Raw genomic sequence first — 25,788 nt, 5'->3', positions numbered from 1 at the left:
TGCCGTAAGCCGGGTGAGGCTACAGGTTCCCCATCGGCTCGATGTCGACCTTCACCGGTGTGCCCCAGATGCGGAGCACCTCGTAGTCGGTGAACTCGTGGACCAGGCGGTAGGCCATGCCGGGGTGGGGGCCCCGGCGTTGGGCGGCGAGGTACAGCTCGGCTTCCTGTTTGTCGCGGCGGGGGGTGCCGCAGAGTTGCCAGACCTGGCCCGTCCACATCTCGGGGAGCCAGCGCTGCTGGGGCTGGGGGCGGTCGCCCCGTACGCCGTAGCGGGACTTCGTGCGCTCGACCGCCTCGTCCGGGGTGGTCGAACGGCCCTGGGTGAACGAGTCGTTGACCTTCGAGCGGCGGGCGATGCGGCGGCGGGTCTCGCACAGCAGGCACAGGTCGGGGGCGTCCTCGTCGACCGGGCCCGTGGGGTGCTCGGAGCAGCGCGTGGTGGGCTTCGCCGTGGTGACGGTCTCCTCGAGCAGGTCCAGCGCCCGCTTCAGATCCGCTTTGACCTCGTGCAGCTTCGCGTCGGGTGTGTCCGTGCCCAGGGACTCGCCGTGCTCGCCGAGAAGCCGCAGGGCGCGGCCCAGGGCGGTCAGCTGTGCGTGGTTCATGGTGGTCATCCCCTCCCGGGAGCTGTGCTGCCGACGCCCCCAAGAATCACATGCGCCACTGACAGTCCGCCCCGGGAGCCCGGGCTCGGGCGTGACCGTCGCCCCCCGGGAGCCGGCTCGGGCCGCTGCTCAGCCGCTCCTCGGGTGCTGCTCAGTCGCCGGCGAGGGCCGCCTGAAGAGCCGCCCGGAGGTGGCCGTTCGCCTCGGTGAGCAGGCGGGCGGCGGTGGCGGCGTCGATGTCGGCGAGGAGGACGAGGATCGCGTTCTTCGTCTCGCCGTCGGCCGCGCTCAGGGCCGCTTCGATCTGGTCGTCCGGCGCGCCCGTGGCCAGCGCGACGATACGGCGCGAACGGGCCCGGAGCTTGTCGTTCGAGGCGCGTACGTCGACCATCAGGTTCCCGTACGTCTTGCCCAGGCGGATCATCGTGATCGTCGAGAGCATGTTGAGGACCAGCTTCTGGGCCGTGCCCGCCTTCAGACGCGTCGAGCCGGTGAGCAGCTCGGGGCCCACGACGACCTCGATGCCGTGCTCGGCCGCCGCCGCGAGCGCGCTGTCCGCGTTGCAGGACAGGCCGACGGTCAGGGCGCCGAGTGCGCGCGCGTGTTCCACCGCGCCGATCGCATACGGCGTACGGCCCGAGGCGGAGACGCCGACCACCGTGTCGTTTGCGGTGATGCCCAGGGAGTCCAGGTCCTCGGCCGCCAGCTCCTTGGAGTCCTCGGCGCCCTCGATCGAGTTGACCGTGGCGCTCGGGCCGCCCGCGATCAGGCCGACGACCTCGGAGGGGTCCGTGTTGAAGGTGGGCGGGCACTCGGACGCGTCGAGGATGCCGAGGCGGCCCGCGGTGCCCGCGCCCGCGTAGACCAGGCGTCCGCCGCGCGCCATACGGTCCGCGATGGCGTCGATCGCGGCGGCGATCCGCGGGAGCTGCGCGGCGACGGCGGTCGGTACGGTCGCGTCCTCGCCGTTCATGATCTTCGCGATCTCGAGGGTGGGCAGCTGGTCGATCCGAGCGAGCTCAGGACGGAACGCCTCGGTGGTCAGGGTCTCCAACTCGTCCCGTACGTCACGGTAGTTGGGGGTGGGGCCGGGATGGCGGTCGGAGGAGGCGTCGGCGGGGGAGGTCATGTGGGGCGGCTCTTTCCGGGGGTGGTTCTCTGGTTCTCCGGGTCGGTGTAGCGCCCCTTCAGGGGCGCGGGGCGGTGACATATGCGGCTCCGCCGCGTGGGCGCGACCAGCCACGTACGGCCCGCAGCGTACAGACGGCCTGTGGTTCTACCGCGCTCCCCGCGGAGCGGAAGCGTGCCGGTGCGCCAGCGCCTCGTACGACGCGGCCAGCGCCGGCGCCGCCGTCTCGTACGTCCGCTGGGCCACCCCTATGAACAGGCAGTCCACCACCAGCAGTTGGCTCGTACGGGACGACATGGCGGCCGGCCGCAACTCGCTCTCGCGGGCCGTCGACGTGGTGAGGACGTGGTCGGCGTACTGCGAGACCGGGCCGTCCGGGCGCCCGGTGATCGCGACTGTCGTGGCGCCCCGCTCGAAGGCGACCCGTAGCGGCTCGATGACGTCGCCGGTCGAACCGGAGTGCGTGATCGCGATCGCCACGTCCTTGGCGCGCAGTTGCACGGCGTTGGTGACCGCGAGATGGGGGTCGCTGAACGCGTGCGCTATGAGGCCGATGCGCAGGAGCTTCTGGTGGAGGTCCTGGGCGACCAGGCCGGAGGCGCCGACTCCGTAGACGTCGATACGGCCGGCCGCCGCCAGCGCGGAGACGGCCGCGCCGAGCTGGACCGTGTCCAGGCCGGCCGCGGTGTCGGCGAGGGTCTGCTGCTCGTCGTACGCCAGTTTCGCCACGACGTCCGCGATCGGGTCGTCGACCGCTATGTCGGCCGTGACGGCGGGCGCACGGCCCGACTGCTGGTGGGCGGCGAGGCCGGCGAGGGCCAGGCGCAGGTCGCGGTAGCCGGGATAGCCGAGGAGGCGGGCGGTGCGGACCACCGTGGCCTCGCTGGTGCCGGTTCGCTCCGCGAGGCCGGTGACTGTGAGGGCCGCGCAGCCTGCGGGGTCGCCGGCCACGGTCTCGGCGACGCGCTGCATGGAGCGGGTCATCGACGGGGCGAGGGTGCGGACCTTGGCGGCGAGGGCCGCGGGGGCGGGCGGGGCCTCGCCTGCGAAAGTTTCCTTCACGTTGAGGGTCACCTTTGAAAGGTATTTTCGGTGGGCGGGAGGGGTCAAGGGGTGGCTCGGAGGGGTTTTCGCTGCGGGGCAGTGGGGGCTGGTCGCGCAGTTCCCCGCGCCCCTGGGTGGTGGGCGGTTGGGGTTCGTGTGTCGGCTGCGGGTCCGTCGTGGCTTGTCGCTCCCCACTCTCGACTTCTCCCCCAGTGCCTTAAGGGCCTGGGGGGACCCCCAGAGCGGGGGGACCCCCATCGCGGCGGAGCCGCATATCGACACAGCCCCGCGCCCCTTACGGGGTGCAGCCCTGGCGGCTCGCAGCCCTGACGGGCGCGCGGCCCACACGGAGCGCCGTCACTTGTGCCGTAGGCGCACAATGGGCGTATGGAACCTCCCGCCGCCTCACACCCCGTCAGCCCCCTGGAGCAGGCGCTGCACGCGGCCCGTGCGCTCGTGATCGCCGATCTCGTCGCGGGCGACGTCGCCGAGGCCGACGTCGTCTCGCTCGTCGAGGCGTCGGTGGTGCAGCGGCGCTGGTGGGTGGAGCAGTGGCCGGAGGGCGTCGAGTATGTGGCGGGGCTGGTCGCCCAGGACGTACAGGACGCGCTGCTCGAGCGGTACGGGCGCTGGCCGCTGTGCCCCGTCTGCGGCGCCGGCGACCCGCACGCCCTCGACGTCGAACCGGAACTCGGGCCCGATCCGCACTGGGTGTGCCACAAGGCAGGGGTGAAGGTCTCGGCGGTGGGCGCGCTCGGCTCGGCGATCGGCGGTCCGGGCGGCCCCGGCGGGGCGCCCTCCTCGTGACGGTCTACATCGATCCGCCCGCCTGGCCGGGCCACGGCCGCATGTGGTCGCACCTGATCAGCGACGTCTCGTACGACGAACTGCACGCGTTCGCCGCGGAGTTGGGCGTCCCGCGCCGGGCCTTCGAGCGGGACCACTACGACATCCCGTCGCATCGGTACGCGGACGTCGTGCGCGCCGGAGCGGTCGAGGTCAGCAGCCGCGAGGTGGTGCGGCTGCTCTACGGGGCGGGGCTGCGCAGGCGCAAGAGCCGTACGCAATCCCTCTGAGCGAGCGGTCTCAGCTTCTGCGGAGCTCGTACACGTACTGCTCCCCGTCCTCCCGCACCCGGGTGAAGCCCGCACGCGACACCACGCCCTGGGAAGGGGCGTTGGCGTGGTCGATCTTCGCGCACAGCAGCTTCACGTCGTCGCGCGCCAGCGCCCACGTGGACAGCGCGCGCAGCGCCTCCGTTGCGTAGCCGTTGCCGCGGGCCGCTTCCTCCAGGTCGTAGCCGACCTCGGCGCGGCCCTCGTCGTCGGGTACGCCATGGAAGCCCATGCCGCCGATGGCCCGGCCGTCCTCCCTGCGCACGAGGACGAACACGCCCCACTCGGGGCGGTGCACTCCGGTCTCGTACGCCTTCATCACTATCCCGGCGGAGAACCGTGTGTTCTCGCAAGGGCCGCCCTCGATCCACTCGAAGCCGCCGGTGCCGCCGACCTGCAGATCGGCGGCGGCAGCGGGCGTGACCCCTTGCAGGGTGAGCCGCTCGGCGGGGATGACGAGGTTGTTGTTCCAGCGCCACTCGGTGACCGGCGCGCGGCCGGGCAGCTCACCGCGGCCGGTCGCCCACAGGAGGGTGCGCCAGTGGTCGGGTCCCGGCCGGACGTGCGGGAAGATCCGGGTGAGTACGTCCTCGCAGAGCCGGGCCGGGGGCTCGTACGCGATGCCCAGCCCCTCGGCGATGTCATGCGTGTGCAGGAGCACCTCGGCGATGCCCATCGCGGCGAAACCCTCACGGTTCGCGCTGCGGAAGGGGTACGGGTGGAAGGCCCGCGCCTCGCGCGGCGCGGTGCGGACGGCTGCGGCGAGCAGGGTGCCGGTCGCCTCGATGACGTCCAGGACGTCGTCGGGGTTCTCGCACTCGCCGCAGTCGATGCGGAACGGTACGTACCGGTCGGTGGGGCGGCCCGCCAACTGCCCCGCGTACGCGATGAGATCCGACGCGATGTGCTCCGCCGTCCTGCGGCAACTCCAGTCGAGACGGCCCGCCCTGACGCTCCAGTCCCGCTGCCCGGCCGCTGTCCGCAGCACCGCCACGGCGCCCGCGACGGCTTCCTGTATCTGATCCCCGCCCATGTCTCGCATGCGGGCGACGATAGGTGCTCGGCTCGCGGAACGGCACCGAATAACCGGGCAGCGGCTAACCGAGCAGCAGCTCCAGCTCGGCGCCGATGTTGTAGCGCGCCGTCGCCTCCCATTGCGCCGCCCCGTGCGGGGTGCGGAACAGGCGTGGCAGGGCAAGGAGTTGGCGCAGGACCGTGGCGCGGCCCTCGCGGAAGGCCTCGGAGGGGACGAAGGCGTACTCCTCGCGGATGGCGGCCGTGTAGACGGCGTACGTCCTCGGGGGTGCGGCCAGGATCGCCAGGTCGGCGTCGCAGAGGACCTGGCCGTTGGGGTCGTCGGGGGACGGGTCGTGGGTGACCGTGAGGCGGACCAGGCGGGCGACCTCGGCCGTCTTCTCCGGCGGGAGGCCGGCTTCGGTCAGGGCGCGTTCGGCCAGTCGGGCCGAGCGTTCCTCGTTCTCGGAGCGGTCGGGGAGGTAGACCGCGTCGTGGAACCACGCCGCCAGGCGGACCAGGTCCGGGTCGTCCGCGTACCGCTCCAGTACGTCGATGTGGTCCAGGACCGCCGTCAGGTGATCGAGCGTGTGGTAGCGGCGCTGTGGCTCCGACCAGCGGGTGAGGAGGTCGTCGGCGTACGGGGCGGGGTCGGGGGTGCTGGTGGTGCGGGCCCGTTGCAGGGTGTGGAGCCAGCGGGTGCGCAGGGCTTCGGGGTCGGCCATGGGGTCATTGTTCCCCTCCACAACGTACCCTTGAATTGGACTAGACCTGTAGTCGGCCAGGCCGCCCAAAGAAAGAGGTCGTATGAGCAAGCGTGCAGTCCTGGAGGTGATCGCCCTCGACGCCGGGGACGCGGTCGCAGCCCGGGCCGGGGGCGCGGATCGCCTCGAAGTCGTCTCCGACATGGCGGCCGACGGGCTCACCCCGTCGGTCGGGACCTTCACCGAGATCCGGGCCGCCGTCGACATCTCGCTGCGCGTGATGCTGCGGCTGGGGGACGGGTTCACCGCCGGTGACACCGGGGAAATCGGGGAACTGGTGCGCGCCACACGGGAGTTGCGGGATGCGGGGGCCGACGAGTTCGTGCTCGGATTTTTGGACGAGGCCGGTGACGTGGACGTGGCCGCGGTGGAGCGGATCGTCGCCGAACTGGACGGCTGCCGCTGGACGTTCCACCGCGCGATCGACCGGGCGGCGGACCGCGACGCCCTGCGCAAGCAGCTCGCGGATCTGCCCGGGCTCGACACCTACCTCTCGGCGGGCTCGGCGGCCGGTGTGGACGACGGCCTCCCCACGCTGCTCGCCGAGGCGGCGAGGCGCGGGGAGCCGGGCTATGAGCAGCGGCTCATGGTGGGCGGCGGGCTCCGTCTCGACCACGTGCCGCGGCTGCGGGCCGCTGGTGTGGACGCGTTCCATATCGGCGGGGCGGCGCGGCGGGGTGGGTGGGCGGAGCCCGTCTCCGCCGCCGCTGTACGCGAGTGGCGGGCGGCGCTTAGCGCTCCGCTGGGCGCGTTTTGAAGCTGCGGGTTGACTGTGGCTGGTCGCGCCGTTCCCCGCGGGGTGCCTCCGGCGGTTGGGCGGCTGCGGGTTCGTTGTGGCTGGTCGCGCCGTTCCCCGCGCCCCTGGGTTCGTGGTGGGTGCGGGGCCGCGGGCCGGTGCGTCAGCCCGTCGCCAACAGGGCATACGACCCTTCGGCTGACACAGGGCGCAGGCGGGCCGAGACAGAACCTACGCGACGGGCATACGACGCACCGGCCCACGACCCCTCCCGCCGGTGGGCAAGTTGAGGGTTCGTCGGGGCGCAGGCTTTTGCTTTTAGGGGCGCGGGGCTATATCGATTTGCGACTCCGCCGCGTGGGCGCGACCAGCCACGATGGGCCCGCGGTCGCCCATGAACCGAACCCACCCTCCCGGTAGGCGCCCTGCTCAACCGCCGGGGGCAGCCCGCATACCAAAGTGGCAGCGTCGTAGACCATCGGCTGATGACGGGTGTCCCGCCCCTCGCCACACTGAGGGCTGCGCAGCAGAAAACGGGTGGAGGGCGCATGAGCGTGGATATGCAGAAGGAGCCGGACGCACGGGCCGACCAGTCCACCGTGCTCGCCGAGTCGACCTGGGGCGTCCTGGCCGTCTGCGTCGTGGGTGGAGCCGTGGTCGGCGAGCTGGTCAGGCTGCTCGCGGGGTGGCTCGTGACCTTGCGGTGGGCGCCGTTCAAGGGCCCGGCGAAGCTGTTGGACTCGATTCCCGAGCCGTGGGTGACCATCGGCGCGGTGACCGTCGGAGCGCTGCTGGGCCTCTTCGCGGCCTTTGTCTCACTGCACGAATCGCTGTCCGTCCGCGTCTCCGACCGCCGCGTGGTGCTCACCATCCGCGACGCATCCCAGGAGTTCGCGCGGGACAAGATCCGCCTGGCCGTCCTGGACGGCAGACAACTCGTGCTGCTCGGCCACAACAGCGAGGAACTCGCCCGGGAGGACTGCGGCCTGGCCAGGCGACGCGTTGCCGACGCCTTCACCGAGCACGGCTACACCTGGTCGGACGTGGACCCGCACCTGACCGAGTTCCGGCGCTGGGTCCCGGACACTCCGGGCCTGCCCAAGGGGGCGAACGCCCTGCTCAAGGCCCGCGAGAAGGCGCTCAAGAAGCAGGACGACGCCGAGGACGCCCGGGAGCTGCGCAAGGAGCTGGCGAGACTCGGCGTCGTCGTACGCGACGAGGACAAACGGCAGTACTGGCGGCTGCCGTCCCAGTGAACGGACCGGTGAACCGACCTGCGGATCAGGCAAGTTGGGGCGGCAGCGGTGCCGCGTGCGTCACGATCAGGCCCGAGACGGCTCGGGTCAGGGTCACGTACAGGCGGCGGAGGCCGGTCCGTTCGTCCGGTTCGCCGTCGACCACGGCCTGCGGCTCGTCCAGGACCACGTAGTCGTACTCGAGGCCCTTGGCGAGCGAGGCCGGGACCAGGGTGAGGCGGGTCTCGTACGTCGTCTCCTCGCCCGGTCCGATATACGTGATCCCCGCCGACGTCAGCGCCTCGGTCAACGCCGGGATGCGCGCGTCGGCCGCGATCAGGCCGACCGAGCCCTCGTGGCTCAGCAACTCCCGGCAGGCGCCCACCACTTCGGTGTCGGCGACAGTCGTCCGTACCTCGAAGAAACCCGGATTCTCACGGACCGACGCCACCGGAGTGAGCCCGGGCGCGATGTGCGGGAGGAGCCGGGACGCGTACGTGATGACGTCCGTCGGGACGCGGAAGCCGGCCGTCAGCTCCTCCACGACAGCGTCCCGCTTGCCCAGGTGCGCCAGCGCCTCGTCCCAGCTCCGCGTCGCCCAGGGCGTGGTGCCCTGCGCCAGATCGCCGAGCACGGTCGCCGAACCCGTCGTGCAGCGCCGCCCCACCGCCCGGTACTGCATGGGGGAGAGGTCCTGCGCCTCGTCGAGGACCACGTGCCCGAGCGAGTGGGTGCGCTGGACGAGATCGGTGGCCTCGTCGATCAACACGGCGTCCGCGGCGGACCACTTGGCGGATTTCGGCGACCGTACGGGCCTGGCCCACAGGATGGTCTTCTGCTCGTCCTCGGTGAGGATTCCGTCCGCGTGTACGGCGAGGAAGCCGGCGTCGGAGAGCAGGCGCAGCACCAGCCGAGCGGGGTCGACCGGCGGCCAGATCGCCTTCACCGCCGCCTTCACGGCCAAGTTGCGGGCCACGGCGTCCTGCACACGGTCGTCCGGTGCCTCCCCGGCCCGCTCCATCTGCACGAGCACGGCGTGCGCGATGCGCTGCGGCAGGGCGTCGCGGGCGGCGCCGTAGCGGATGTCGCGGTCGAGCAACTCCTGGACGATCTCCTCCAGTTCGTACGCCGGGACGCGCCAGCGCCGCGAGCCGCGTACGACGACCACCGGTTCGGTCGGCATCGTGACGTGCGAGCGGACGGCGCGGCGCAGGACCTCGGCCATGCGGGCGTCGCCCTTGACGATGGCGGCCGGTGCATCGTCCGTGCCGCGTACCTCGACGTGGGCGACGAGGTCGTCCACGGTCGACTGCTTGACCTCCAACTCGCCCAGGGCGGGCAGGACTTGCTCGATGTAGTGGAGGAACGAGCGGTTCGGGCCGATGACGAGGGTGCCGGTGCGGGCGAGCCGCTCGCGATGGGCGTAGAGGAGATACGCGACCCGGTGCAGACCCACCGCCGTCTTTCCGGTGCCCGGACCGCCCTGCACGCACACGGTGCCGCCCAGCCCGCTGCGTACGATCTCGTCCTGCTCGGGCTGGATCGTCGCCACGATGTCGCGCATCGGGCCGACGCGCGGGCGCTCGATCTCCTGCTGGAGCAGCTTGCTGGTGACATCGGCCTCGGTGGGGTCGGTGAGGTGTTCGTCCTCGTACGCGGTGAGGTCGCCGCCCGTGTACCCGAAGCGGCGGCGCAGCGCGATGTCCAGCGGGTCCTTCTTGGAGGCCCGGTAGAACGGCTGCGAGACCGGGGCGCGCCAGTCGATGACCATGGGGTCGCCGTCGGCGTCGTGGACGTGACGGCGACCGATGTAGAAGCGCCCACCCGTCTCCCACCGCCGCCCTTGCAAGGAAGGCGCTTCGCGCCCCTTTGATTCGTCCGCGCCCTCCGCCTGCTCGGCGCCGGGCTCGTGCAGGTAGTCGAGGCGGCCGAAGAACAGCGGGGTGTGGGAGAGGTCCGCGAGGGACTTGATGCGCTCGTCGATCTGGTGGGTGAGGGCTTCCGCGTTGACCCAGTTCGCGGTGACATCCCGGATGTCGAGGGACTCGACGTCCTCGCGCATGGCACGGAGGGCGGCGCGGGAACGGGAGAGGTGGGCGCGCTCGCGGGAGAGAGGGTCGAGGGGGTCGTCGGCGGGCGGGGTGGACACGGCGGCTGGCCTCCGGGCGTGGTCATGCAGCGTGGGGTCCTGCTGCTTGGGGTGCTGCTGCGTGGGTGTGCCTCGTCGCCGTACGAGTCGTACGGCGGGGCTGGGTGCCGGCCGGTTTCCGTCCGGGCGACAGCACTCCACGGAGGGAGGCGGGCAAGAGCGGCGATTTTAGGCTAGGGGCCGATGACAGGGCCAATGGTTTATTGCGCGGCCCTGCTCCTGGGCTACTCCCTGGCGGCTACTGCCCCTAGTGGGTCTCTAGGGGGAAGGGTCAGCCCAGAGGCGTATGCGGGGGTCGCGGAGGTTCGGCCCAGAGGCCGATGTCACCCGAATGGCCGAAACGCATCATGGAAACATGAGCGCAGCGACCTTCACCCCAGCCTCCGGCCCCGCCCGGCACGGCCCGCCGGCCGGCGCGACCGCCCACGACGACCGTCATCACCGCCACCTCCTCGGCGACGCCGTGCGCGCCGTCAAGGTCTTCGCGTCCGCCGCGATCGATGTGATCGTGCTTGGGGAGTACGGCGAGGAGGCGGGCGTTCGCCGCCGGCGGTGAGCCTGGTTCCGCCGCTCCGCGGGCACCCCAGCCCCAACCCCCCACTCAGCTGTCCGCCAACAACTCATCCGCATCCACAATCCGATACGCATACCCCTGCTCCGCCAGAAACCGCTGCCGATGCGCCGCGAAGTCCTGGTCAAGCGTGTCGCGGGCGACCACCGAGTAGAAGTGCGCCTGGTGACCATCCGCCTTCGGACGCAGCACGCGGCCGAGGCGCTGCGCTTCCTCCTGGCGGGAGCCGAACGTCCCCGAGACCTGGATCGCGACCGTCGCCTCCGGCAGGTCGATCGAGAAGTTCGCGACCTTCGACACGACGAGCACGCTGATCTCGCCCTGCCGGAACGCCTCGAAGAGCTTCTCCCGCTGCGCGTTGGTGGTCTCGCCCTTGATGACCGGCGCGTCCAGGTGCTCGCCGAGCTCGTCCAGCTGATCGATGTACTGGCCGATGACGAGCGTCTGCTGCCCCGCGAAGCGGCGTACCAACGCCTCCGTGACCTTCCGCTTGGTCTCGGTGGTCGCGCAGAAGCGGTACTTCTCCTCGGTCTCGGCCGTCGCGTACGCCAGCCGCTCGGAGTCCGTCAGATTCACCCGGACCTCGACGCAGTCCGCGGGCGCGATATAGCCCTGCGCCTCGATCTCCTTCCAGGGCGCGTCGAACCGCTTCGGGCCGATGAGCGAGAACACGTCCGACTCACGGCCGTCCTCCCGTACGAGCGTCGCCGTCAGGCCGAGCCGTCGGCGCGCCTGCAGATCCGCCGTGAACTTGAAAACGGGAGCCGGCAGCAGGTGCACCTCGTCGTAGATGATCAGCCCCCAGTCACGGGAGTCGAACAGCTCCAGGTGCGGATAGATGCCCTTCCGCCTCGTCGTCAGCACCTGGTACGTGGCGATGGTGACCGGCCGGATCTCCTTCCGCGTACCGCTGTACTCCCCGATCTCGTCCTCCGTCAGCGACGTACGCCGCACCAGCTCGTGCTTCCACTGCCGGGCGGAGACGGTGTTGGTGACGAGGATGAGGGTGGTGGCTTTGGCCTCAGCCATGGCCCCGGCGCCGACGAGGGTCTTTCCCGCACCACAGGGGAGGACGACGACCCCGGACCCGCCGTGCCAGAAGTTCTGCACGGCCTGCTTCTGGTACGGCCGCAGCGCCCAGCCGTCCTCGGCCAGCTCGATCGCATGCGCCTCGCCGTCGACGTACCCGGCGAGGTCCTCGGCCGGCCAGCCCAGCTTCAGCAACGTCTGCTTGATCTGCCCGCGCTCGGAGGGATGCACGGCCACCGAGTCCGGGTCGATCCGGGTGCCCACGAGCGGCATGATCCGCTTCGAGCGCAGGATCTCCTCGAGTACGGGCCGGTCGGTGGTCGTCAGCACCAGCCCGTGGGCCGGGTGCTTGGACAGGGTCAGCCGCCCGTACCGGTCCATCGTCTCCGCGATGTCGACCAGCAGCGCATGCGGCACCGGATACCGGCTGAACTGCACCAACGCGTCCACGACCTGCTCGGCGTCATGCCCGGCGGCCCGCGCGTTCCACAGCCCCAGCGGCGTCAGCCGATACGTGTGGATGTGCTCGGGCGCCCGCTCCAGCTCCGCGAACGGCGCGATGGCCCGACGACAGTCGTCCGCCTGCTCGTGATCGACCTCGAGCAGGAGAGTCTTGTCGCTCTGAACGATGAGTGGACCATTCACACGCGGCACCCTTTCCAGTCGGCCAAACGTCCAGTGTGCCTGATCGTCGGCGTGTGCGGTCGTGGACCGGGTGGGGGACCGGGTGGGCGTCCGCTCCCGGGCAGCGTCCCCCGCATCCCGCCCGCGGCCGGTCCGCGGGCCGTCCGCGTCCCGTCCTATTGAATGTCTTTTCATTCGAATGAGTGGCGTCAGTTCTGTTTTGTGGCTTCAGTCCCGAATAATGGCGGACTGTGCAGGTAACTCGCAGGCGGCTCCTGAAGCCCACCGCATCCCCGCCCAAGCCCACCGCATCCCCGCCCACCACGACGCTCGGCTACGCCCTGTTCGCCACCAGATGGCTTCAAGCGCCGTTGTACTTCGGCCTGGTGGCCGCCCAGGCCGTGTACGTCTACAAGTTCTTCAACGAGTTGTGGACTTTAATCCTCCAGATCGTGAGCGGGCACGCGACCGAGACGTACGTCATGCTCGCCGTGCTCAAGCTCGTCGACGTCGTGATGATCGCCAACCTGCTGATCATGGTGATCGTCGGCGGCTACGAGACCTTCGTCTCGCGTATCGGACTCGAGGGCCACCGCGACCAGCCCGAGTGGCTCTCGCACGTCAACGCCAACGTGCTGAAGGTGAAGCTCGCCACCGCCATCGTGGGCATCTCCTCCGTCCATCTGCTCCAGATGTTCGTGGACGTGCACCACACTTCCCGCCACTCGCTGATGTGGGGAACGGTGATCCACATGGCGTTCATTCTCTCGGCGGCGATCCTCTGGTACATGTCCGGGGCGGGAGCGGACTCGGGTCACGATGAGCCCATGGGCCACCCTGCTCCGGACCACGCTTCCCAGGAGCCTGAGCCGATGCCCTCGCCAGTCTCGGGTCCGTCCGTATCAGTTCCGCCCGGGTCGATTCCGGTCGTGAGGAGGACCTCCCGGCCGGCAGTCCACTCGGCGCTCCCCTACACCGTCGAGCTCCCCGCGCCGTACCAACCCCGTGGAACCGAGACCCTTGTCCGGGACGCCAACTTCCCCTCCCGGAAGCTGCTCGAGGATTTCGACGAGAGCCACCCGCGGTCCTTCGACCGGGAGACCGTCGCCCGCCTCGGCAAGCTGGACTTCGTCGCCGCCCGCGGGAACGCGGTGTTCGTCGGGCCACCCGGCACCGGCAAGACGCATCTCGCCGTCGGGCTCGGTGTGCGGGCCTGCCAGGCGGGGCACGGGGTGCTGTTCGCGACCGCCACGGAGTGGGCGTACCGGCTGACCGAGGCGCGGGACGGCGGTCGGCTCGCCGAGGAGCTGGTCTCGCTCGACGCGTACCCGCTGCTGATCATCGACGAGGTCGGCTACGCCCCCTTCGACGCGGCCACCGCGCACCTGCTCTTCCAGCTCGTCGCCCACCGCTACGAGCGGGCCTCGCTGATCGTGACCAGCGACCGCCCCCTCGGGCGCTGGGAGGAGATCTTCGGCGGTGCCGCCCCCGCCCTGGTCGACCGTCTCGCGCACCACGCGGAGATCGTCCGGCTCGACGGGGACAGCTACCGCATGCGCCGGGCTATTTCATGAGAGTGACGTCTTTGACCAGCGGGCTGTTGAACACATTCCCCTCGAAGCCGCCGCCGACGCCCTCTGTGAGGGATGGGACGAGGGACTCGGACCCGGCTGTGAGGGATGGGACGAGGGACTCGGACCCGGCGGGCGGCGCGGGCGCGGCCTGGGCCTGAGAGGCGAGTACGCCGACGAGGGCAACCGCGGCGAGCAGGGTGGTGGCGACAGCACGAGAACGCATGACTGTTTTCGGACCTTTCGGAAACTCGGTCGGGAACTTCGGGAACTGAGGTGGGGACGGGCCGGACTCGGTGCGCCGAGTCCGGCCCGTGGGGTGTGCGGGGGCGGGTCAGAGCGGCAGAGCAGCGACCTCGGGGAGGGCCAGCGGAGCGACCTCGGGGGCGGCCGGCACAGCGACCCCGGGGGCGGCCCCGGGGCCGAGGAGGGCCCCGGGGTCGATGACGGCGGCGGCCTGGGTGGCGAAGAGACCGATCATCATGGCGGAGGCGGTCAGAACGGTGGCGATACGACGGGCAGCACGCATGGTGGGACTTCCTTTCTGCTGCACGCGCCCGAGCTCCCAGCCGGGCGGTGCCGTCTTGATCAGGGCACTCGATGGGTGCCCGGCCGCTCGCGCCGCAATGCGATAAGCCGCCGAATGTCCCTCAAGGGAGCGAAGCTCCCGGCGTGGCGTTGCATGATTCCCGGCGTGGTGTGCATGATCCGTCGCGTACGCCCGTACGGGTGACGGGATGACTCGCCAACGGTCTAAGCCGGATCGTCCGCCAGCTCCGCGACGCCCGTGATGCGGTGCAGCGGGTACGTGCGGACTTCGTCCGCCGTGTGGTCGTACGCCGTCACGAAGCCGCCCTCCACGCGGATCGGGGCGATGACGCGCTGGCTTGCGGAGCCCTCGGCGTTGACGTAGCCGATCCACAGGGGCTCACCGGTGAGGACGGCGGCCTGCACGGTGGCGAGGGTCTCGGCGGAGGTGGTGCGGGGGAGGGAGCCGTTCGGGGCCGCGGCGGGGGTGGCTTTGCGGGGAGCCGTGGAGGCCAGGTCGCCGGCGCGGATGGCGCGGATCGCGGCGGTCAGCAGGGTGGCGTCGGGGACCGGCGGGCCGTCGGGTACGGGCTCGGGGGCGGTGCGCGGCGGGGTGCGGTGTGCGTGGGCGCGCGCGATCAGTACGTCGCCCTCCGCCGACTCTGCGGCGGGCGCGAAGCCCATCGCGCGCAGGCCGTCGAGGAGCGTGGCCGGGTCGGTCTGCGCGGCCAGCACGGTGGGGGCGAGGCGGCGCAGCCGGAGGTCGGCGGAGCGCTTGTCGGCGAGGATCTCGTTCAGCAGGGCGTCGTCGTCGCAGCGGACGTACGCCGACGCGGCGCCGATCCGCAGGTGGCCGTGTCTGCGGGCGACGTCGTCGATCAGGTACGCGAGGGGCTGCGGCACCGGCGTACTCGAGTGCGCGGCGAGGAAAGCATGCAGGTCGGAGGCCGAACGGCCCGCGTCAAGGGCCCGCCGTACGGATCCCGGCGTGAACCGGTACACCGTCGCCCCGCCCTTCGACTCCACGTCCGCGAGCACCCCGAGCATGTCCGCCAGCGGGCGCTCCAGCGGGCCCGGCGCGACCGCGGTGAGGTCGGCCTGGAGCAGGACGTGGTCGAGGGGTGTGGGCAGGTGGGGGGTGAGGAGGCGGCCGGCGCGGGAGGCGGCTGCGGCGAGTTCGGCTCCCGTGAGGGGTGCGTCGGACGGCGTCGCGAGCAGGGCCCGGCCGTGCGTGGACAGTGCTCCCCGGCCGGTGATCCCGAGCAACTCCGCCTCGGACAGGGTCCATTGGGCGAGGCGGGTGCGCAGGTCGTCCGTCCGGGTCCGGGACTGGGGGGTGCGCAGGGGGCGCTCCCACTGGAGGCGGGCGATCAGGGAGCCGGCGGAGGCCGAGGCGCCCTCGGGCAGGGCGGCGAGCAGGGCCAGGACGCGGTGGCGGACCTCGGGCGCGGCAGAGCGGTCCAGGCCCGGGCCCAGCGCCGAGAGCGTACGGTCTTTGGCGTCCCGGCCGCCGACCAGGCCCGGCGTGCGGGTCGCGGTCAGCCAGGCGGTGGCGAGCCGCGTCCAGCGCTCGGCTGCGGGCAGTTCCCGCCACTCGTCGTACGCGGGGGTCGCCGCGTACCGCTCGTCGGCCTCGCCATCCGAGGCCAACAGGCCAGCCGCGTAAGCGAGTTCGACCCAGAAGGCCGCGATCGGCTCCGGTACGTCCAGGGCCACCGCGGTGCGTTTGAGGTCCCGTACGCTCAGGCCGCCCGCGCGCAGCACGGACGGGCCGCCCTCGTCCCAGTCCTTGAGCAGCTCCTCGACGGTCGCGAGCGCGGTGTACGCCTGGCCTGCCGCCGCCGCGTCCACAACCTGTGGACGGTGTGTGGCGGCGGGTTCGACCTCCGGGGGCAAGGGTTCGACTGCGCGGTGCGCGCGGCCCGCCCTCATGTGCAGGGCGACCTCGCGGGGGAGTACGACCGTGCCGGGTGCCGTCGGCAGCAGCAGTCCGCGGTCGATGAGCCAGCGCAGGCGGGCGGCCGGGTCGGCGGTGACCTGCCCGTACGGCGGGCCCCAGACCAGCCGCGACAGCACCTCCAGGGAGTCGGCCGGGGCCTCGTCGAGCAGGGCCCGCATCCGGGTGCGGTCGGTGAACAGCTCGGTCAGCGACGCCACCGCCGACACCGCGTCGTGCGTCGTGGGCAGCCCGGCCGACGCGAGGATCTCCTGGATACGGCCCGGGGACATGCCCGCCGTCGCCTCCGCGACCGTCGGGCCGAGGCCCGTCGGGGACGGATGCTGCGGCGAGGGTGCGAGCAGTTCGCGGGCCGTACGGACCAGCCGCAGCCGGTCGTCCGCGCCCCACACCAGCGCCTGCTCGCGCAGGGTCGCGAGCGCGCGGGGGAGGGCGCCGGTGACCTCCGGGTCGCCGTCGTCGCCGGCCAGGAGGGCCAGGAGTGTGTCGTACGTTGCCGGGTCCGGGGCCACGGCCAGGGCCTCTGCCGTCTGCAGGGCGAAACGGTCCAGGTGCTCCAGGGCGCGGACCACGGAGGCGCGGGTCCCTGCGCGGGTGGCGAGCTGGGTGAGGTCGGTGGGGACGGGGGTGATGAGGTCGGGGCGGGCCTGGAAGAGGGCGGCGAGGGAGGCGTCGTCGCGGGCCCGTAGTTGCTCCGCGAGCGAGCGAGGCGGTGCCGCTGCCGCGGGGTTCGCGGGTTCCTCGGGGGGCCGGTCGTTGACGCTCATCCTGTTCACGGTAGCGGGTTGCCTCCGGCGGTTGGGTTCGTTGTTGGGTGCGGGTGCGTTGTGGTTGCTCGCGCCGTTCCCCGCGCCCCTTAGGTGCGTGGGTGGGTCGGGGCCGTGGGCCGGTGCGTCAGCCCGTCGCAGGCCGGGCATACGACCCTGGACTGGTACACGGTCCTGGTTCTCCGAGACAGAACCTACGCGACGGGCATACGACGCACCGGCCCACGGCCCCTCCCGCCGGTGGGAGGCTGCGGGCACATGGTGGCTGGTGAGCATGATGGTTGGCGGTTCCGGGGACGCGCCCCTTAGGGGCGCGGGGAACTGCGCGACCAGCCACGACGTGCCCGCAGTCGCCCACGAACCCAACACCCCACCCCCGTAGGCGGTCCGTGCAACCGCCGGAGGCACCCGGCGCGATACGGTCAGTGTGTCGAGGGGCCTGAGGACGACCAACACTGCCGCCCCCGGAGGGACTTCGTGGGGATTGAGAGCGATCAGCTCGTATTCGACTATCTGAGCCGGGTGGGTGACCTGGCCCAGAGCCGACAGTTGCCGTCGGGGACGCGTATGCGGCTTGTGACGGAGTTGCGTGGGGAGATCGAGCGGCGCCGGGCCAAGGCGACCGTCGACAGCCCGGCCTCCGTGCGCCGGATCCTCGCGCGCCTCGGCAGCCCGGAGGAGGTGGTCGCGGCGGCGGGCTCCGGCGGCGAGGGAAGCGGTGGTGGGGAACGGGAGCCCAAGGCCGCCATGCCCGGCCCGCGCGTGGAGGAAGCCGAGGAGCAGCCCAAGGGGCTGTGGCGGGTCGTCCCGCGGCCGCGGTCAGCGGAGCCGTCCGCCGGTGACGTGCCCTCTCCGCCGCACCTTGCGAGTACGGAGGAACTCGGGTCCGGGCAGCCCGACTGGTGGCGGGTGGACCGGAGTTCGTTCGGGCTGACGGACAGCGTGCCGGGGTTTGTGGGCGGTGTGGAGATCCCGGAGCTGCTCAAGCCGCCGCCGTCGGACGACGACGAAACGGCGCCGAAGAAGCCCGCGCCGCTCGCCGAGCCCAAGGATCTGGTCAAGGAACCGGTACCGGTCGAGGCGGCCGAGCCCGCGGCGGAGAAGAAGCGGCGCCGTTTCCTTCCCTCGGCCCGCCCGCGTACCGGGGGCGGCCTCCCCAGCCCCCTGCTGCTGCTTGCCGCCGCCCTCCTCGTCGCCGGTGCCGTCATCGGCAACCTCGTCGTCCTCGCCCTCGGCTGGCTCATCGCCTACTTTTCGCGGCGTCTGACTCCCGCCGAGTCGAAGTGGGCGGTCCTGGGGGTGCCCGGTCTGGTGGCCGCCGCGGGCATCACCTGGCTGTGGGGGCGGACGGAGGGGCGTTGGGGCGACCCCATCGCCAGGGACCAGATGAGCGACGCGATCGCCGAGACCTGGCCCTGGGTTCTCAAGGGCGCGGCCGTCGCCTCGGCGCTGTACCTGGTGTGGAGGGCTCAGCGTCAACGGTCGTAGGGGGCAAGGGCGTTGCCGGTCATGCCCCGACGTCCGACCGCACCGTACGGCTTCGGACCAGGAGCCAGATCAGATACGGCGCCCCGACAGCCGCCGTCAGCACCCCGACCGGCACCTCCGTCGGTGCGAACAGCCGCCGTGCCAGCAGATCGGCCAGAACGATGATGACGGCGCCGAGCAGCGCCGAGCAGAGGAGGGGTATCTGTGCGGTACGCGTCATCCGGCGGGCGATCTGCGGTGCCAGGAGCGCCACGAAGTCGACCGGCCCCGCCGCGCCCGTCGCCACCGAGGCGAGTACGACGCTGAGCGCCACGAGCCCGAGACGCACACGGTTCAGACGTACGCCCAACGCGGTCGCCGTGTCGTCGCCGAGCCCGAGCATCCGCTGGGCCCGGGCCGCCCACGCCACCGCCGGGACGAGGACGAGCAACGTCCAGCCGAGGGGCGCCGCCTCCGCCCAGCCGCGGCCGTTCAGCGAACCCGTCATCCAGATCTGCGCCTGCTGGGCGACCAGATAGTCGCCCTTCGTCATGAAGAGCGTCGTCAGCGAGCGCAGCGCGATCGCGAACCCGATGCCGATCAGCACGAACCGGGTGGCCTGCAGACCGCCGCGCCAGGCGAAGGCGTACACGAGTGCCGCCGCGAGGATGCCGCCTGCGACGGACAGGTACGGCAGGACCGCGTACGACGTCACCCCGAACGTCATCGCGCCCACCGTCAGCGCGCTCGCGCCCTGGCTGATGCCGATGATGTCCGGGCTGGCCAGGGGATTGCGGGCGACGGTCTGGATGAGTCCGCCCGCCACTCCGAAGGCGGCGCCGACGAGCAGTCCGACGACGAGCCGGGGTGCGCGCAGGGTCCCGACGACGAGTTCGTTCGCAGACGGTTGGCCCGTCAGGACCTTCAGGACCTCGCCGGGCGCCACGAACGCTTCGCCGACGGAGAGATACGCGAGACAGGCCGCCGCCAGCAGCACGGCCAGGCCCCCGGCGACCACGGTCGCCCGCCGGTGCAGCAGGAAGGTGGCCCGCCGGGTGCGGACCACGGTGTATCCGGCCGCCGTGACGGTCGGCTTCGTCGCCGTCGTCACACCGACACCGCCTTCCTGCGCACGAGCCCCACCAGGAACGGCACCCCGATCAGCGCCGTCATCACCCCGGCCGGAACCTCGCTCGGCGGGAACACGATCCGGCCGACCGTGTCCGAGACGAGCAGCATCGTCGGCCCGAGGAGGGCGGAGAGCGGCAGCACCCACCGATGCGCGGGCCCCACGATCGCGCGGGCGATGTGCGGCACCGCAAGGCCGATGAAGGCGAGCGGCCCGGCCGCGGCGACCCCGACGCCGGTGAGGATCGTGGCTCCGAGCCCGCCGACGACCCGTACCGTCGCGACCCGCTGCCCGAGCCCCTTCGCCACGTCCTCGCCCAGCGCCAGCGCGTCCAGGCCGCGGGCCACGGACAACACCAGTACGAACCCGACGAGCAGGAACGGCCACACCTGCCCCACGATCTCCGCATCCCGCCCGGCCAGCGCACCCACCTGCCAGAAACGGAACTCGTCCAGTGCCGAGGCCCTGGTGGTGAGCACGGCGGTCGTGACGGACACGAGCAGCGCGTTGATGGCGGCGCCGCCGAGCGCCAGCTTCACCGGCGTGGCCCCGCCCCGCCCGCTCGACGCGATCGCATACACCGCAACCGAGGCGATCGCCGCCCCCGCGAAGGCGAACCACACATACCCGGTCAGCGTGTGGATCCCCGCGAACGCGATCGCCAGCACCACACCCACCGACGCGCCCTGGCTGATGCCGAGGATCCCGGGGTCGGCGATGGGATTGCGCGTGATGCCCTGGAATGCGGCTCCGGCCAGCGCGAGACCCGCGCCGACCATCAGGCCGATGAGCGTACGGGGCACCCTGAGGCCTCGTACGACCTCGGCGGCATCGCTGTGACCACCGTTCAGCAGCGCGTCGAAGACCGCGGTCGGCGCGATCGCGCGGGTGCCCACGGCCAGGCTGAACAGCACCGCGAGCAGCAGAGCCACGAGGGCGGCGGCCATCGCGAGAGCGCGTCTGACTGCCATGGGCCGGTGACTCCGCGAGGGGGGAACGGGGTTGAAAAGTTTGGTTAGGCTTCGCTGAGTGTATGGGGTGGCTGTGAGCGCCCAGCGGTCGGGCGCATGGCTCGTACGACCCCCTGGGCACAATGGCCCATATGACTTCTCCGGTGCTGACCGTCGGCTTCGACCTCGACATGACCCTCATCGACTCCCGCCCCGGCATCCACGCCTGCTACCTGGCGCTCTCCGAGCGGACGGGGACGTACATCGACGCCGATCTGGCCATCACCCGGCTCGGCCCGCCGCTGGAGGAGGAGCTGGTCAACTGGTTCCCGGCCGGCCAGGTCGCCGCCATGGCCGACGTCTACCGTGAGATGTACCCCACACACGCCATAACCGGGACGCTCGCGATGGCCGGCGCCCGCGAGGCGATCGCGGCCGTGCAGGCCGTGGGCGGGCGCGCGATCGTCGTCACCGCCAAGTATGAGCCGAATGCCAAGCTGCACCTGGGGCACCTCGGCATCGCCGCCGACGCCGTCATCGGCGACCTGTGGGCCGAGCGCAAGGCGGAGGCGCTGCGCGAGTACGGGGCGGGTGTGTACGTCGGCGACCACACCGGTGACGTACGCGGTGCGCGGATCGCCGAGGCGCTGTCCGTCGCGGTGGCCACCGGGCCGTGCGACGCGGAGGAACTGCGGACGGCAGGTGCGGATGTCGTGCTGGCGGACCTGACGGCGTTCCCGGCCTGGCTGGACCGGTATCGCGCATAGACCCCTTATTGCACGGAGCGCGCCCGGCGGCGCTGTGCCGCCACCGTTCGCAGGACACCCGCTCCCGCGATCAGGAAGCCCACGCCCATCAGCATGCTCAGTCCGAACATGTACGTCGGGAAGGGCGACTTGTCGAGCAGCAGCGGGGCCACGGTGACCAAAGTGGCCACGGCCCCCACAAAGAAGACGATGCCGCCGGTTCGGACCAGTCGGTCACCGGGTTCGGCGGAATTCGCTTGGGTTTTGTCACGCACTCGACCAGGGTAGTTCCCTGCGCGAAGGAACAATCCGGGGACGTCTTGTCAGCCGCCGCCGGACCATTAGCCTTGGTACCGGCGGGTCGCGCGACCCGCTGTAATGCTCTCCAGAGCAGTTTTCCCGATCGTTCATCATTCAGCCAGAGCACCATCCGACGAGTACGAGGACGAGGACAGACGTGCCTACCGGCAAGGTCAAGTGGTTCAACAGCGAGAAGGGCTTCGGCTTTCTCTCCCGCGACGACGGCGGCGACGTCTTCGTTCATTCCTCGGTCCTGCCCGCCGGAGTCGATGCTCTCAAGCCGGGTCAGCGCGTGGAGTTCGGCGTGGTCGCCGGACAGCGCGGTGACCAGGCGCTTTCGGTGACGATCCTGGACCCGACCCCCTCCGTCGCGGCAGCCCAGCGCCGTAAGCCGGACGAACTCGCGTCGATCGTCCAGGATCTGACCACTCTGCTCGAAAACATCACGCCCATGCTCGAAAAGGGCCGCTACCCGGACAAGGCCTCCGGCAAGAAGATCGCGGGCCTGTTGCGGGCGGTGGCGGATCAGCTGGACGTGTAGAGACTCCTACGGAAACGCCAGCGCGTCGGCGGAGAGGGGCGGAACCAGCCCCTCCGCCGCCGCGCGGGTGAGCAGCCCCCTGACCGCCGCGTAGCCGTCCTCGCCGAGGTCCGCCGTGAACTCGTTGACGTAGAGCCCGATGTGCTGGTCCGCGACCGCCGGGTCCATCTCCTGGGCGTGCTCCAGGACGTACGGACGGGAGGTCTCCGGGTCATCCCAGGCGGCGCGTACGGACGTACGGATGGACTCGGCGAGCAGCTTCAGCCTTTCCTGGCCCAGCGACCGCTTGGCGATGATCGCGCCCAGTGGGATCGGCAGCCCGGTGGTGTCCTCCCAGTGCTCGCCCATGTCCGCGAGCTTGTGCAGCCCGTACTTCTGGTACGTGAAGCGCGCCTCGTGGATGACGAGCCCCGCGTCGACCTGCCCGTCCCGTACGGCGGGCATGATCTCGTGGAAGGGCATGACCACGATCTCGCCGACGCCCTCGGGGAGGGTGTCCGCTGCCCACAGGCGGAACAGCAGATACGCCGTCGACCTCTCGCCCGGCACCGCGACCGTGCGGCCGGTGAGGTCCACTCCCTCCTCCGCCGTCAGCACCAGCGGCCCGCAGCCCCGCCCCAGCGCGCCCCCGCAGGGCAGCAGGGCGTACTGGTCGAGGACGTACGGCAGCACGGCGTACGACACCTTCAGCACATCCAGTTCGCCGCGCTCGGCCATGCCGTTGGTGATGTCGATGTCCGCGAAGGTCACCCCGAGCGCGGGTGCTCCGGGGATTCGTCCGTGGGCCCAGGCGTCGAAGACGAAGGTGTCGTTGGGGCAGGGGGAGTAGGCGATCTGCACAGGCTGCTCAGCGGTCATGTGGGTTCCAACTCTCCAGTACGGGCGTGAGCTTCCCGAACGCCTCCGTGAGCGCCGCGAGCGCGTCGCCGATGCGCCAGGCGGCGCGGTCACGGGGGCCGACGGGGTTGGACACGGCGCGCAGCTCCAGCACGGGAACACCGTGCGCGGCAGCCGCCTCCGCCACTCCGAATCCCTCCATCGCCTCGGCCAGCGCGCCCGGATGGCGCTGCCGCAACTCGGCGGCCCGTTCGGAGCTTCCGGTCACGGTGTTGACGGTGAGGACGGTGCCGGTACGGGCTCCCGTGACGGCCGCGACTTCTCGTACGAGTGATGGAGGCGGCCGGTGTGTGACGGCCCCGAAGCCCAGTTCGGTGACCGGGACGAAGCCGTCCGCGGTCTCGGCGCCGAGGTCCGCGACGGTGATCTCGTCGGCGAGGACGAGGGACCCGACGGGGGCCTCGGGCTGGAAGCCGCCGCCGATGCCCGCGGAGACGACGAGGTCGTACGGCTCTCCGGCCAGCGCGGCGGCGGTGAGCGCGGTCGCGGTCGAGACGGCGGCGGCTGCCGAGCCCACACCTGCGGCGAACAGGTCGACGGTGGCGGGGCCGCTGCCGAACGCCGAAGCCACCGCGTCCCGTTCGACGGGGACCGCGGTGGCTACGAGGATGCGCATGGGCGGCGGCGGGCCGAGCGCCTCAGGCGTCCGCGTTCTCGAGCTTGAAGTTCCACACGCCCTGGACTTCCTCACCGGACTGCTGGACGACGCTGATGTTCAGCTCGTCGGGCGCGCTCTGGCCCTGCTGCTCGGCGAAGAGGTCGACGCCCTGGAAGGCGTAGTACGTCTTCTTGAGCGGCGAGATGACCTGCTGACCGTTGATCCACAGGGCCCAGCCCTCGTCCGCGATCTCCGGGTCCACGCCGATGCGCAGCGTCTCGCCCTGCGGCACGCTGATGGTGTCCGCGGCCTTCTCGCGGGTGCACTCCGCGGCCTTCTCGCGGGCGATGGTCTCGCCGTCCTCGTAGCACTCGGCCTCGGCGCTCTTCGAGGTCTTGCCGACCGTGACGGTCGCCATCGGCGTCGGCTTGTCACAGGCGGCCAAGACGAGAAGTCCGGCGGAAACAGCGCCGACGGCAGCGACGGCGCGACGACGGCGAACGGGGCCGTGTCCAGTAGCGGCACTGCCGCGGGGCAGGGTGGTCATGGAGGCAGGCTATCTGGCGTGGGGGGTGCCCCTGCCAACTGGGGCGCTTTACGCGACCCGGGCTCGCGGGCAGCGCTTTTACGCCACCCGGGCTCGCGGGCGTTCCCCATGGTGCCTGGCCGCGCTCAGCAGCCCGCGGACCGTGCTGAGCCAGCCGGTGGCGACGACGGCGGCGGCGACCGACATGCCGAGCGTGCCGATGAGCGGCAGGGCGATGCCGATCGCGCCGCCGACCACCCAGGACATCTGCAACAGCGTTTCCGAGCGCGCGAACGCCGACGTACGGACCAGCTCGGGGACGTCCCGCTGGATCAGCGCGTCCAGCGACAGCTTGGACAGGGCCTGCGCGAAGCCGGCGAACGCGGCGAGCACCGCCACCAGGATCACCCCGAAGAACACCGCCGCCGTGATCGCCACCCCCAGCACCACCGCGATGACCGTCACGATGATCAGCTCCGGCGCCCGCGACCTCAGCGCCGCCCCGACCGTCGTGCCCAGGGCGTTGCCCGCGCCCGCCGAGACGGCCACGATGCCGAGCGAGACCGCCGCGCTCGCGCCCGCGAGCGGATGCTCGCGCAGCAGGAACGCGAGGAAGAAGGTCAGGAACCCGGACAGCCAGCGCAGCGTCGCGTTCGCGGCGAGCGCGTGGGTGACGGACGTACCGACGGTTCGCAGCCCGGGCCGCCGCAGTTTCTCCTTGATCAGATGCGGTCCGTGCAGATGCTCCTCGTCCGCGGCGAGCAGCGCCTTGTCCTCTCCCTTGGCCGAGTCGACCTTGTGGGGGAGCGAGAAGGACAGGAACATACCCGTCATGAAGATCACGAAGGCGGCGTAGAGCGGATAACGGGGCCCCAGCGCCTGCAGCCCCGCCCCTATCGGCGCGGCCACACCTGTGGCGAGGAGGCCGCCCAGCGTGACCCGCGAGTTCGCCTTCACCAGGGAGAACGCGGGTGGCAGGAGCCTGGGCACCACGGCACTTCTGACCACGCCGTACGCCTTCGACGCCACCAGCACGCCGAGCGCCGCCGGATACAGCTCGATGCTGCCCGTGACGACCGCGCCCGACAGCAGCAGGGCCAGGAACGCGCGGGCCAGGAACGCGCTCGCCATCGCGGCGCGGCGGCCGTGCGGGAGGCGGTCCAGGAGCGGGCCGATGACCGGGGCGAGGAGTGTGAACGGGGCCATCGTGATCGCCAGGTAGAGCGCCACCCGGCCGCGGGCCTCGTCCGTCGGGACTGAGAAGAAGACCGTCGAGGCGAGCGCCACGGTGATCATCATGTCGCCCGCGCCGTTCACCCCGTGCAGCTCGATCAGCTTGCCGAGCCCTGATTCGCCCGCTCCGTGCGCGTGCGTCGCCTTGCGGATGCCCCGAGCCGTCCCGGTGAATGGCAGGTGCAGGGCACGCCCGACGGAACGGAGGGCCCCGCGCACCGGGCCTGCTCCGCTCATCCGACCACTTCCCTCGGTACCGCCTCCACCGAATCCGGCGGCGCCTTGGGACGACCTTGCGGTTGCCACTCCGTCATAGTGCCCCTTGTTGGGCGGTGATAGGGGGTTACCGCGCGTATGAGGGCCGAGTGGACTGATTGGTCCGGCCCGCGGAGCGGCACGGGAACCCGGCGCGGAGCACGGGAGAACAGCAAAGGCCTGCCGACTCGGTGTGTGCCCGGCGGCGGCGAGAGGGTAGCGTGCGTAGCGCGCCCCGCGACGGTGGCTCTCGGCCGCGCGCCTGACGGCCATCCCGCAGAATGGATGGTGTAGGTGCGCCCGAGT

The 25,788-nt window shown here is 71.5% G+C and carries 26 protein-coding genes; 9 read left to right on the top strand and 17 right to left on the bottom strand.

Annotated features, from left to right (window positions below):
- Positions 1 to 19: 19 nt before the first annotated feature.
- From ACYVO6_RS34565 to ACYVO6_RS34555, 3 genes are all read right to left on the bottom strand, one after another.
- Entirely contained in the window at positions 20 to 607 is a 588-nt protein-coding gene (locus ACYVO6_RS34565) for a hypothetical protein (RefSeq protein WP_461068219.1), read from the bottom strand.
- Between the two features lie 151 nt (positions 608 to 758).
- Positions 759 to 1,736: an N-acetylmuramic acid 6-phosphate etherase gene (gene murQ / locus ACYVO6_RS34560; RefSeq protein ID WP_461068217.1), complete on the bottom strand. Its 978-nt coding sequence runs from the start codon at positions 1,734 to 1,736 to the stop codon at positions 759 to 761.
- Between the two features lie 147 nt (positions 1,737 to 1,883).
- Positions 1,884 to 2,810 (bottom strand): MurR/RpiR family transcriptional regulator, encoded by a 927-nt coding sequence (locus ACYVO6_RS34555; protein ID WP_461068215.1) that lies wholly within the window; start codon positions 2,808 to 2,810, stop codon positions 1,884 to 1,886.
- Between the two features lie 357 nt (positions 2,811 to 3,167).
- Here ACYVO6_RS34555 and ACYVO6_RS34550 point away from each other — a divergent pair, with 357 nt between their 5' ends.
- On the top strand, positions 3,168 to 3,587 hold the full coding sequence (locus ACYVO6_RS34550) for a hypothetical protein (protein WP_461068213.1): 420 nt from the start codon (positions 3,168 to 3,170) through the stop codon (positions 3,585 to 3,587).
- Positions 3,584 to 3,856, top strand: coding sequence for a DUF4031 domain-containing protein (locus ACYVO6_RS34545; protein WP_461068211.1), 273 nt, complete (start codon positions 3,584 to 3,586; stop codon positions 3,854 to 3,856). Before ACYVO6_RS34550 ends, ACYVO6_RS34545 begins: the two co-directional genes overlap by 4 nt.
- A gap of 10 nt (positions 3,857 to 3,866) precedes the next feature.
- On the opposite strand, the gene ACYVO6_RS34540 is transcribed toward ACYVO6_RS34545, so the two are convergent.
- Positions 3,867 to 4,937: a GNAT family N-acetyltransferase gene (locus ACYVO6_RS34540; protein WP_461068209.1), complete on the bottom strand. Its 1,071-nt coding sequence runs from the start codon at positions 4,935 to 4,937 to the stop codon at positions 3,867 to 3,869.
- Positions 4,938 to 4,992: 55 nt separating this feature from the next.
- Complete coding sequence (locus ACYVO6_RS34535; RefSeq protein ID WP_461068207.1) at positions 4,993 to 5,634, bottom strand: HD domain-containing protein; 642 nt, start codon at positions 5,632 to 5,634, stop codon at positions 4,993 to 4,995.
- Between the two features lie 82 nt (positions 5,635 to 5,716).
- Here ACYVO6_RS34535 and ACYVO6_RS34530 point away from each other — a divergent pair, with 82 nt between their 5' ends.
- Together ACYVO6_RS34530 and ACYVO6_RS34525 are read left to right on the top strand one after the other, a co-directional pair.
- Entirely contained in the window at positions 5,717 to 6,430 is a 714-nt protein-coding gene (locus ACYVO6_RS34530; RefSeq protein WP_461068205.1) for a copper homeostasis protein CutC, read from the top strand.
- A gap of 527 nt (positions 6,431 to 6,957) precedes the next feature.
- Positions 6,958 to 7,665: a YqeB family protein gene (locus ACYVO6_RS34525; RefSeq protein ID WP_461068203.1), complete on the top strand. Its 708-nt coding sequence runs from the start codon at positions 6,958 to 6,960 to the stop codon at positions 7,663 to 7,665.
- 25 nt (positions 7,666 to 7,690) lie between these two features.
- On the opposite strand, the gene ACYVO6_RS34520 is transcribed toward ACYVO6_RS34525, so the two are convergent.
- Positions 7,691 to 9,793, bottom strand: a complete 2,103-nt coding sequence (locus ACYVO6_RS34520; RefSeq protein WP_461068201.1) for a HelD family protein — start codon at positions 9,791 to 9,793, stop codon at positions 7,691 to 7,693.
- A 355-nt stretch (positions 9,794 to 10,148) separates the two neighbouring features.
- Between ACYVO6_RS34520 and ACYVO6_RS34515 the strand changes: the two genes are divergently transcribed.
- Positions 10,149 to 10,349 carry a hypothetical protein gene (locus tag ACYVO6_RS34515; RefSeq protein ID WP_461068199.1) on the top strand — a complete coding sequence of 67 codons (201 nt, stop codon included), beginning with the start codon at positions 10,149 to 10,151 and terminating at the stop codon, positions 10,347 to 10,349.
- Positions 10,350 to 10,394: 45 nt separating this feature from the next.
- Here ACYVO6_RS34515 and ACYVO6_RS34510 read toward each other — a convergent pair whose 3' ends face one another.
- A complete protein-coding gene (locus ACYVO6_RS34510) occupies positions 10,395 to 12,038 on the bottom strand; it encodes a DNA repair helicase XPB (RefSeq protein WP_461068197.1) in 1,644 nt (547 codons plus the stop codon).
- Between the two features lie 254 nt (positions 12,039 to 12,292).
- Here ACYVO6_RS34510 and istB point away from each other — a divergent pair, with 254 nt between their 5' ends.
- Positions 12,293 to 13,591: an IS21-like element helper ATPase IstB gene (gene istB, locus ACYVO6_RS34505; RefSeq protein ID WP_461068598.1), complete on the top strand. Its 1,299-nt coding sequence runs from the start codon at positions 12,293 to 12,295 to the stop codon at positions 13,589 to 13,591.
- On the opposite strand, the gene ACYVO6_RS34500 is transcribed toward istB, so the two are convergent.
- The 3 genes from ACYVO6_RS34500 to ACYVO6_RS34490 form a co-directional block, all read right to left on the bottom strand.
- Positions 13,581 to 13,814 carry a hypothetical protein gene (locus ACYVO6_RS34500; RefSeq protein ID WP_461068195.1) on the bottom strand — a complete coding sequence of 78 codons (234 nt, stop codon included), beginning with the start codon at positions 13,812 to 13,814 and terminating at the stop codon, positions 13,581 to 13,583. The two genes, istB and ACYVO6_RS34500, sit on opposite strands and share 11 nt — an antisense overlap.
- Positions 13,815 to 13,922: 108 nt before the next feature.
- Positions 13,923 to 14,117: a hypothetical protein gene (locus ACYVO6_RS34495; RefSeq protein WP_461068193.1), complete on the bottom strand. Its 195-nt coding sequence runs from the start codon at positions 14,115 to 14,117 to the stop codon at positions 13,923 to 13,925.
- Between the two features lie 224 nt (positions 14,118 to 14,341).
- Positions 14,342 to 16,840 (bottom strand): helicase C-terminal domain-containing protein, encoded by a 2,499-nt coding sequence (locus ACYVO6_RS34490; protein ID WP_461068191.1) that lies wholly within the window; start codon positions 16,838 to 16,840, stop codon positions 14,342 to 14,344.
- A 477-nt stretch (positions 16,841 to 17,317) separates the two neighbouring features.
- On the opposite strand from ACYVO6_RS34490, the gene ACYVO6_RS34485 reads away from it, so the two are divergent.
- The gene (locus tag ACYVO6_RS34485; protein ID WP_461068189.1) at positions 17,318 to 18,328 is read left to right on the top strand and encodes an HAAS signaling domain-containing protein; all 1,011 of its coding nucleotides are present in this window, start codon (positions 17,318 to 17,320) and stop codon (positions 18,326 to 18,328) included.
- Between the two features lie 19 nt (positions 18,329 to 18,347).
- On the opposite strand, the gene ACYVO6_RS34480 is transcribed toward ACYVO6_RS34485, so the two are convergent.
- Entirely contained in the window at positions 18,348 to 19,418 is a 1,071-nt protein-coding gene (locus ACYVO6_RS34480) for a FecCD family ABC transporter permease (RefSeq protein ID WP_461068187.1), read from the bottom strand.
- Positions 19,415 to 20,407, bottom strand: coding sequence for a FecCD family ABC transporter permease (locus ACYVO6_RS34475; protein WP_461068185.1), 993 nt, complete (start codon positions 20,405 to 20,407; stop codon positions 19,415 to 19,417). The genes ACYVO6_RS34480 and ACYVO6_RS34475 overlap by 4 nt, the downstream gene beginning before the upstream one ends.
- A gap of 122 nt (positions 20,408 to 20,529) precedes the next feature.
- Between ACYVO6_RS34475 and ACYVO6_RS34470 the strand changes: the two genes are divergently transcribed.
- Positions 20,530 to 21,153 carry an HAD family hydrolase gene (locus ACYVO6_RS34470; protein WP_461068183.1) on the top strand — a complete coding sequence of 208 codons (624 nt, stop codon included), beginning with the start codon at positions 20,530 to 20,532 and terminating at the stop codon, positions 21,151 to 21,153.
- Between the two features lie 5 nt (positions 21,154 to 21,158).
- Here ACYVO6_RS34470 and ACYVO6_RS34465 read toward each other — a convergent pair whose 3' ends face one another.
- Entirely contained in the window at positions 21,159 to 21,407 is a 249-nt protein-coding gene (locus ACYVO6_RS34465) for a hypothetical protein (protein ID WP_461068181.1), read from the bottom strand.
- Positions 21,408 to 21,589: 182 nt separating this feature from the next.
- On the opposite strand from ACYVO6_RS34465, the gene ACYVO6_RS34460 reads away from it, so the two are divergent.
- Positions 21,590 to 21,973 carry a cold-shock protein gene (locus ACYVO6_RS34460; protein WP_033329496.1) on the top strand — a complete coding sequence of 128 codons (384 nt, stop codon included), beginning with the start codon at positions 21,590 to 21,592 and terminating at the stop codon, positions 21,971 to 21,973.
- A 6-nt stretch (positions 21,974 to 21,979) separates the two neighbouring features.
- Here the strand turns inward: ACYVO6_RS34460 and ACYVO6_RS34455 are convergent, their stop codons facing one another.
- The 4 genes from ACYVO6_RS34455 to ACYVO6_RS34440 form a co-directional block, all read right to left on the bottom strand.
- A complete protein-coding gene (locus ACYVO6_RS34455) occupies positions 21,980 to 22,831 on the bottom strand; it encodes a 1,4-dihydroxy-6-naphthoate synthase (RefSeq protein ID WP_461068179.1) in 852 nt (283 codons plus the stop codon).
- Positions 22,821 to 23,486, bottom strand: a complete 666-nt coding sequence (locus ACYVO6_RS34450; RefSeq protein ID WP_461068177.1) for a futalosine hydrolase — start codon at positions 23,484 to 23,486, stop codon at positions 22,821 to 22,823. Before ACYVO6_RS34450 ends, ACYVO6_RS34455 begins: the two co-directional genes overlap by 11 nt.
- A 22-nt stretch (positions 23,487 to 23,508) precedes the next feature.
- The gene (locus ACYVO6_RS34445; RefSeq protein ID WP_461068175.1) at positions 23,509 to 24,015 is read right to left on the bottom strand and encodes a hypothetical protein; all 507 of its coding nucleotides are present in this window, start codon (positions 24,013 to 24,015) and stop codon (positions 23,509 to 23,511) included.
- Positions 24,016 to 24,093: 78 nt separating this feature from the next.
- Positions 24,094 to 25,533: an MFS transporter gene (locus ACYVO6_RS34440; protein WP_461068173.1), complete on the bottom strand. Its 1,440-nt coding sequence runs from the start codon at positions 25,531 to 25,533 to the stop codon at positions 24,094 to 24,096.
- Between the last annotated feature and the right edge of the window lie 255 nt (positions 25,534 to 25,788).

The sequence above is a fragment of the Streptomyces pseudoechinosporeus genome, assembly GCF_054783935.1.
Note: the sequence above shows the minus strand (reverse complement) of the source record. Positions and strands in the feature narration are given on the sequence as shown.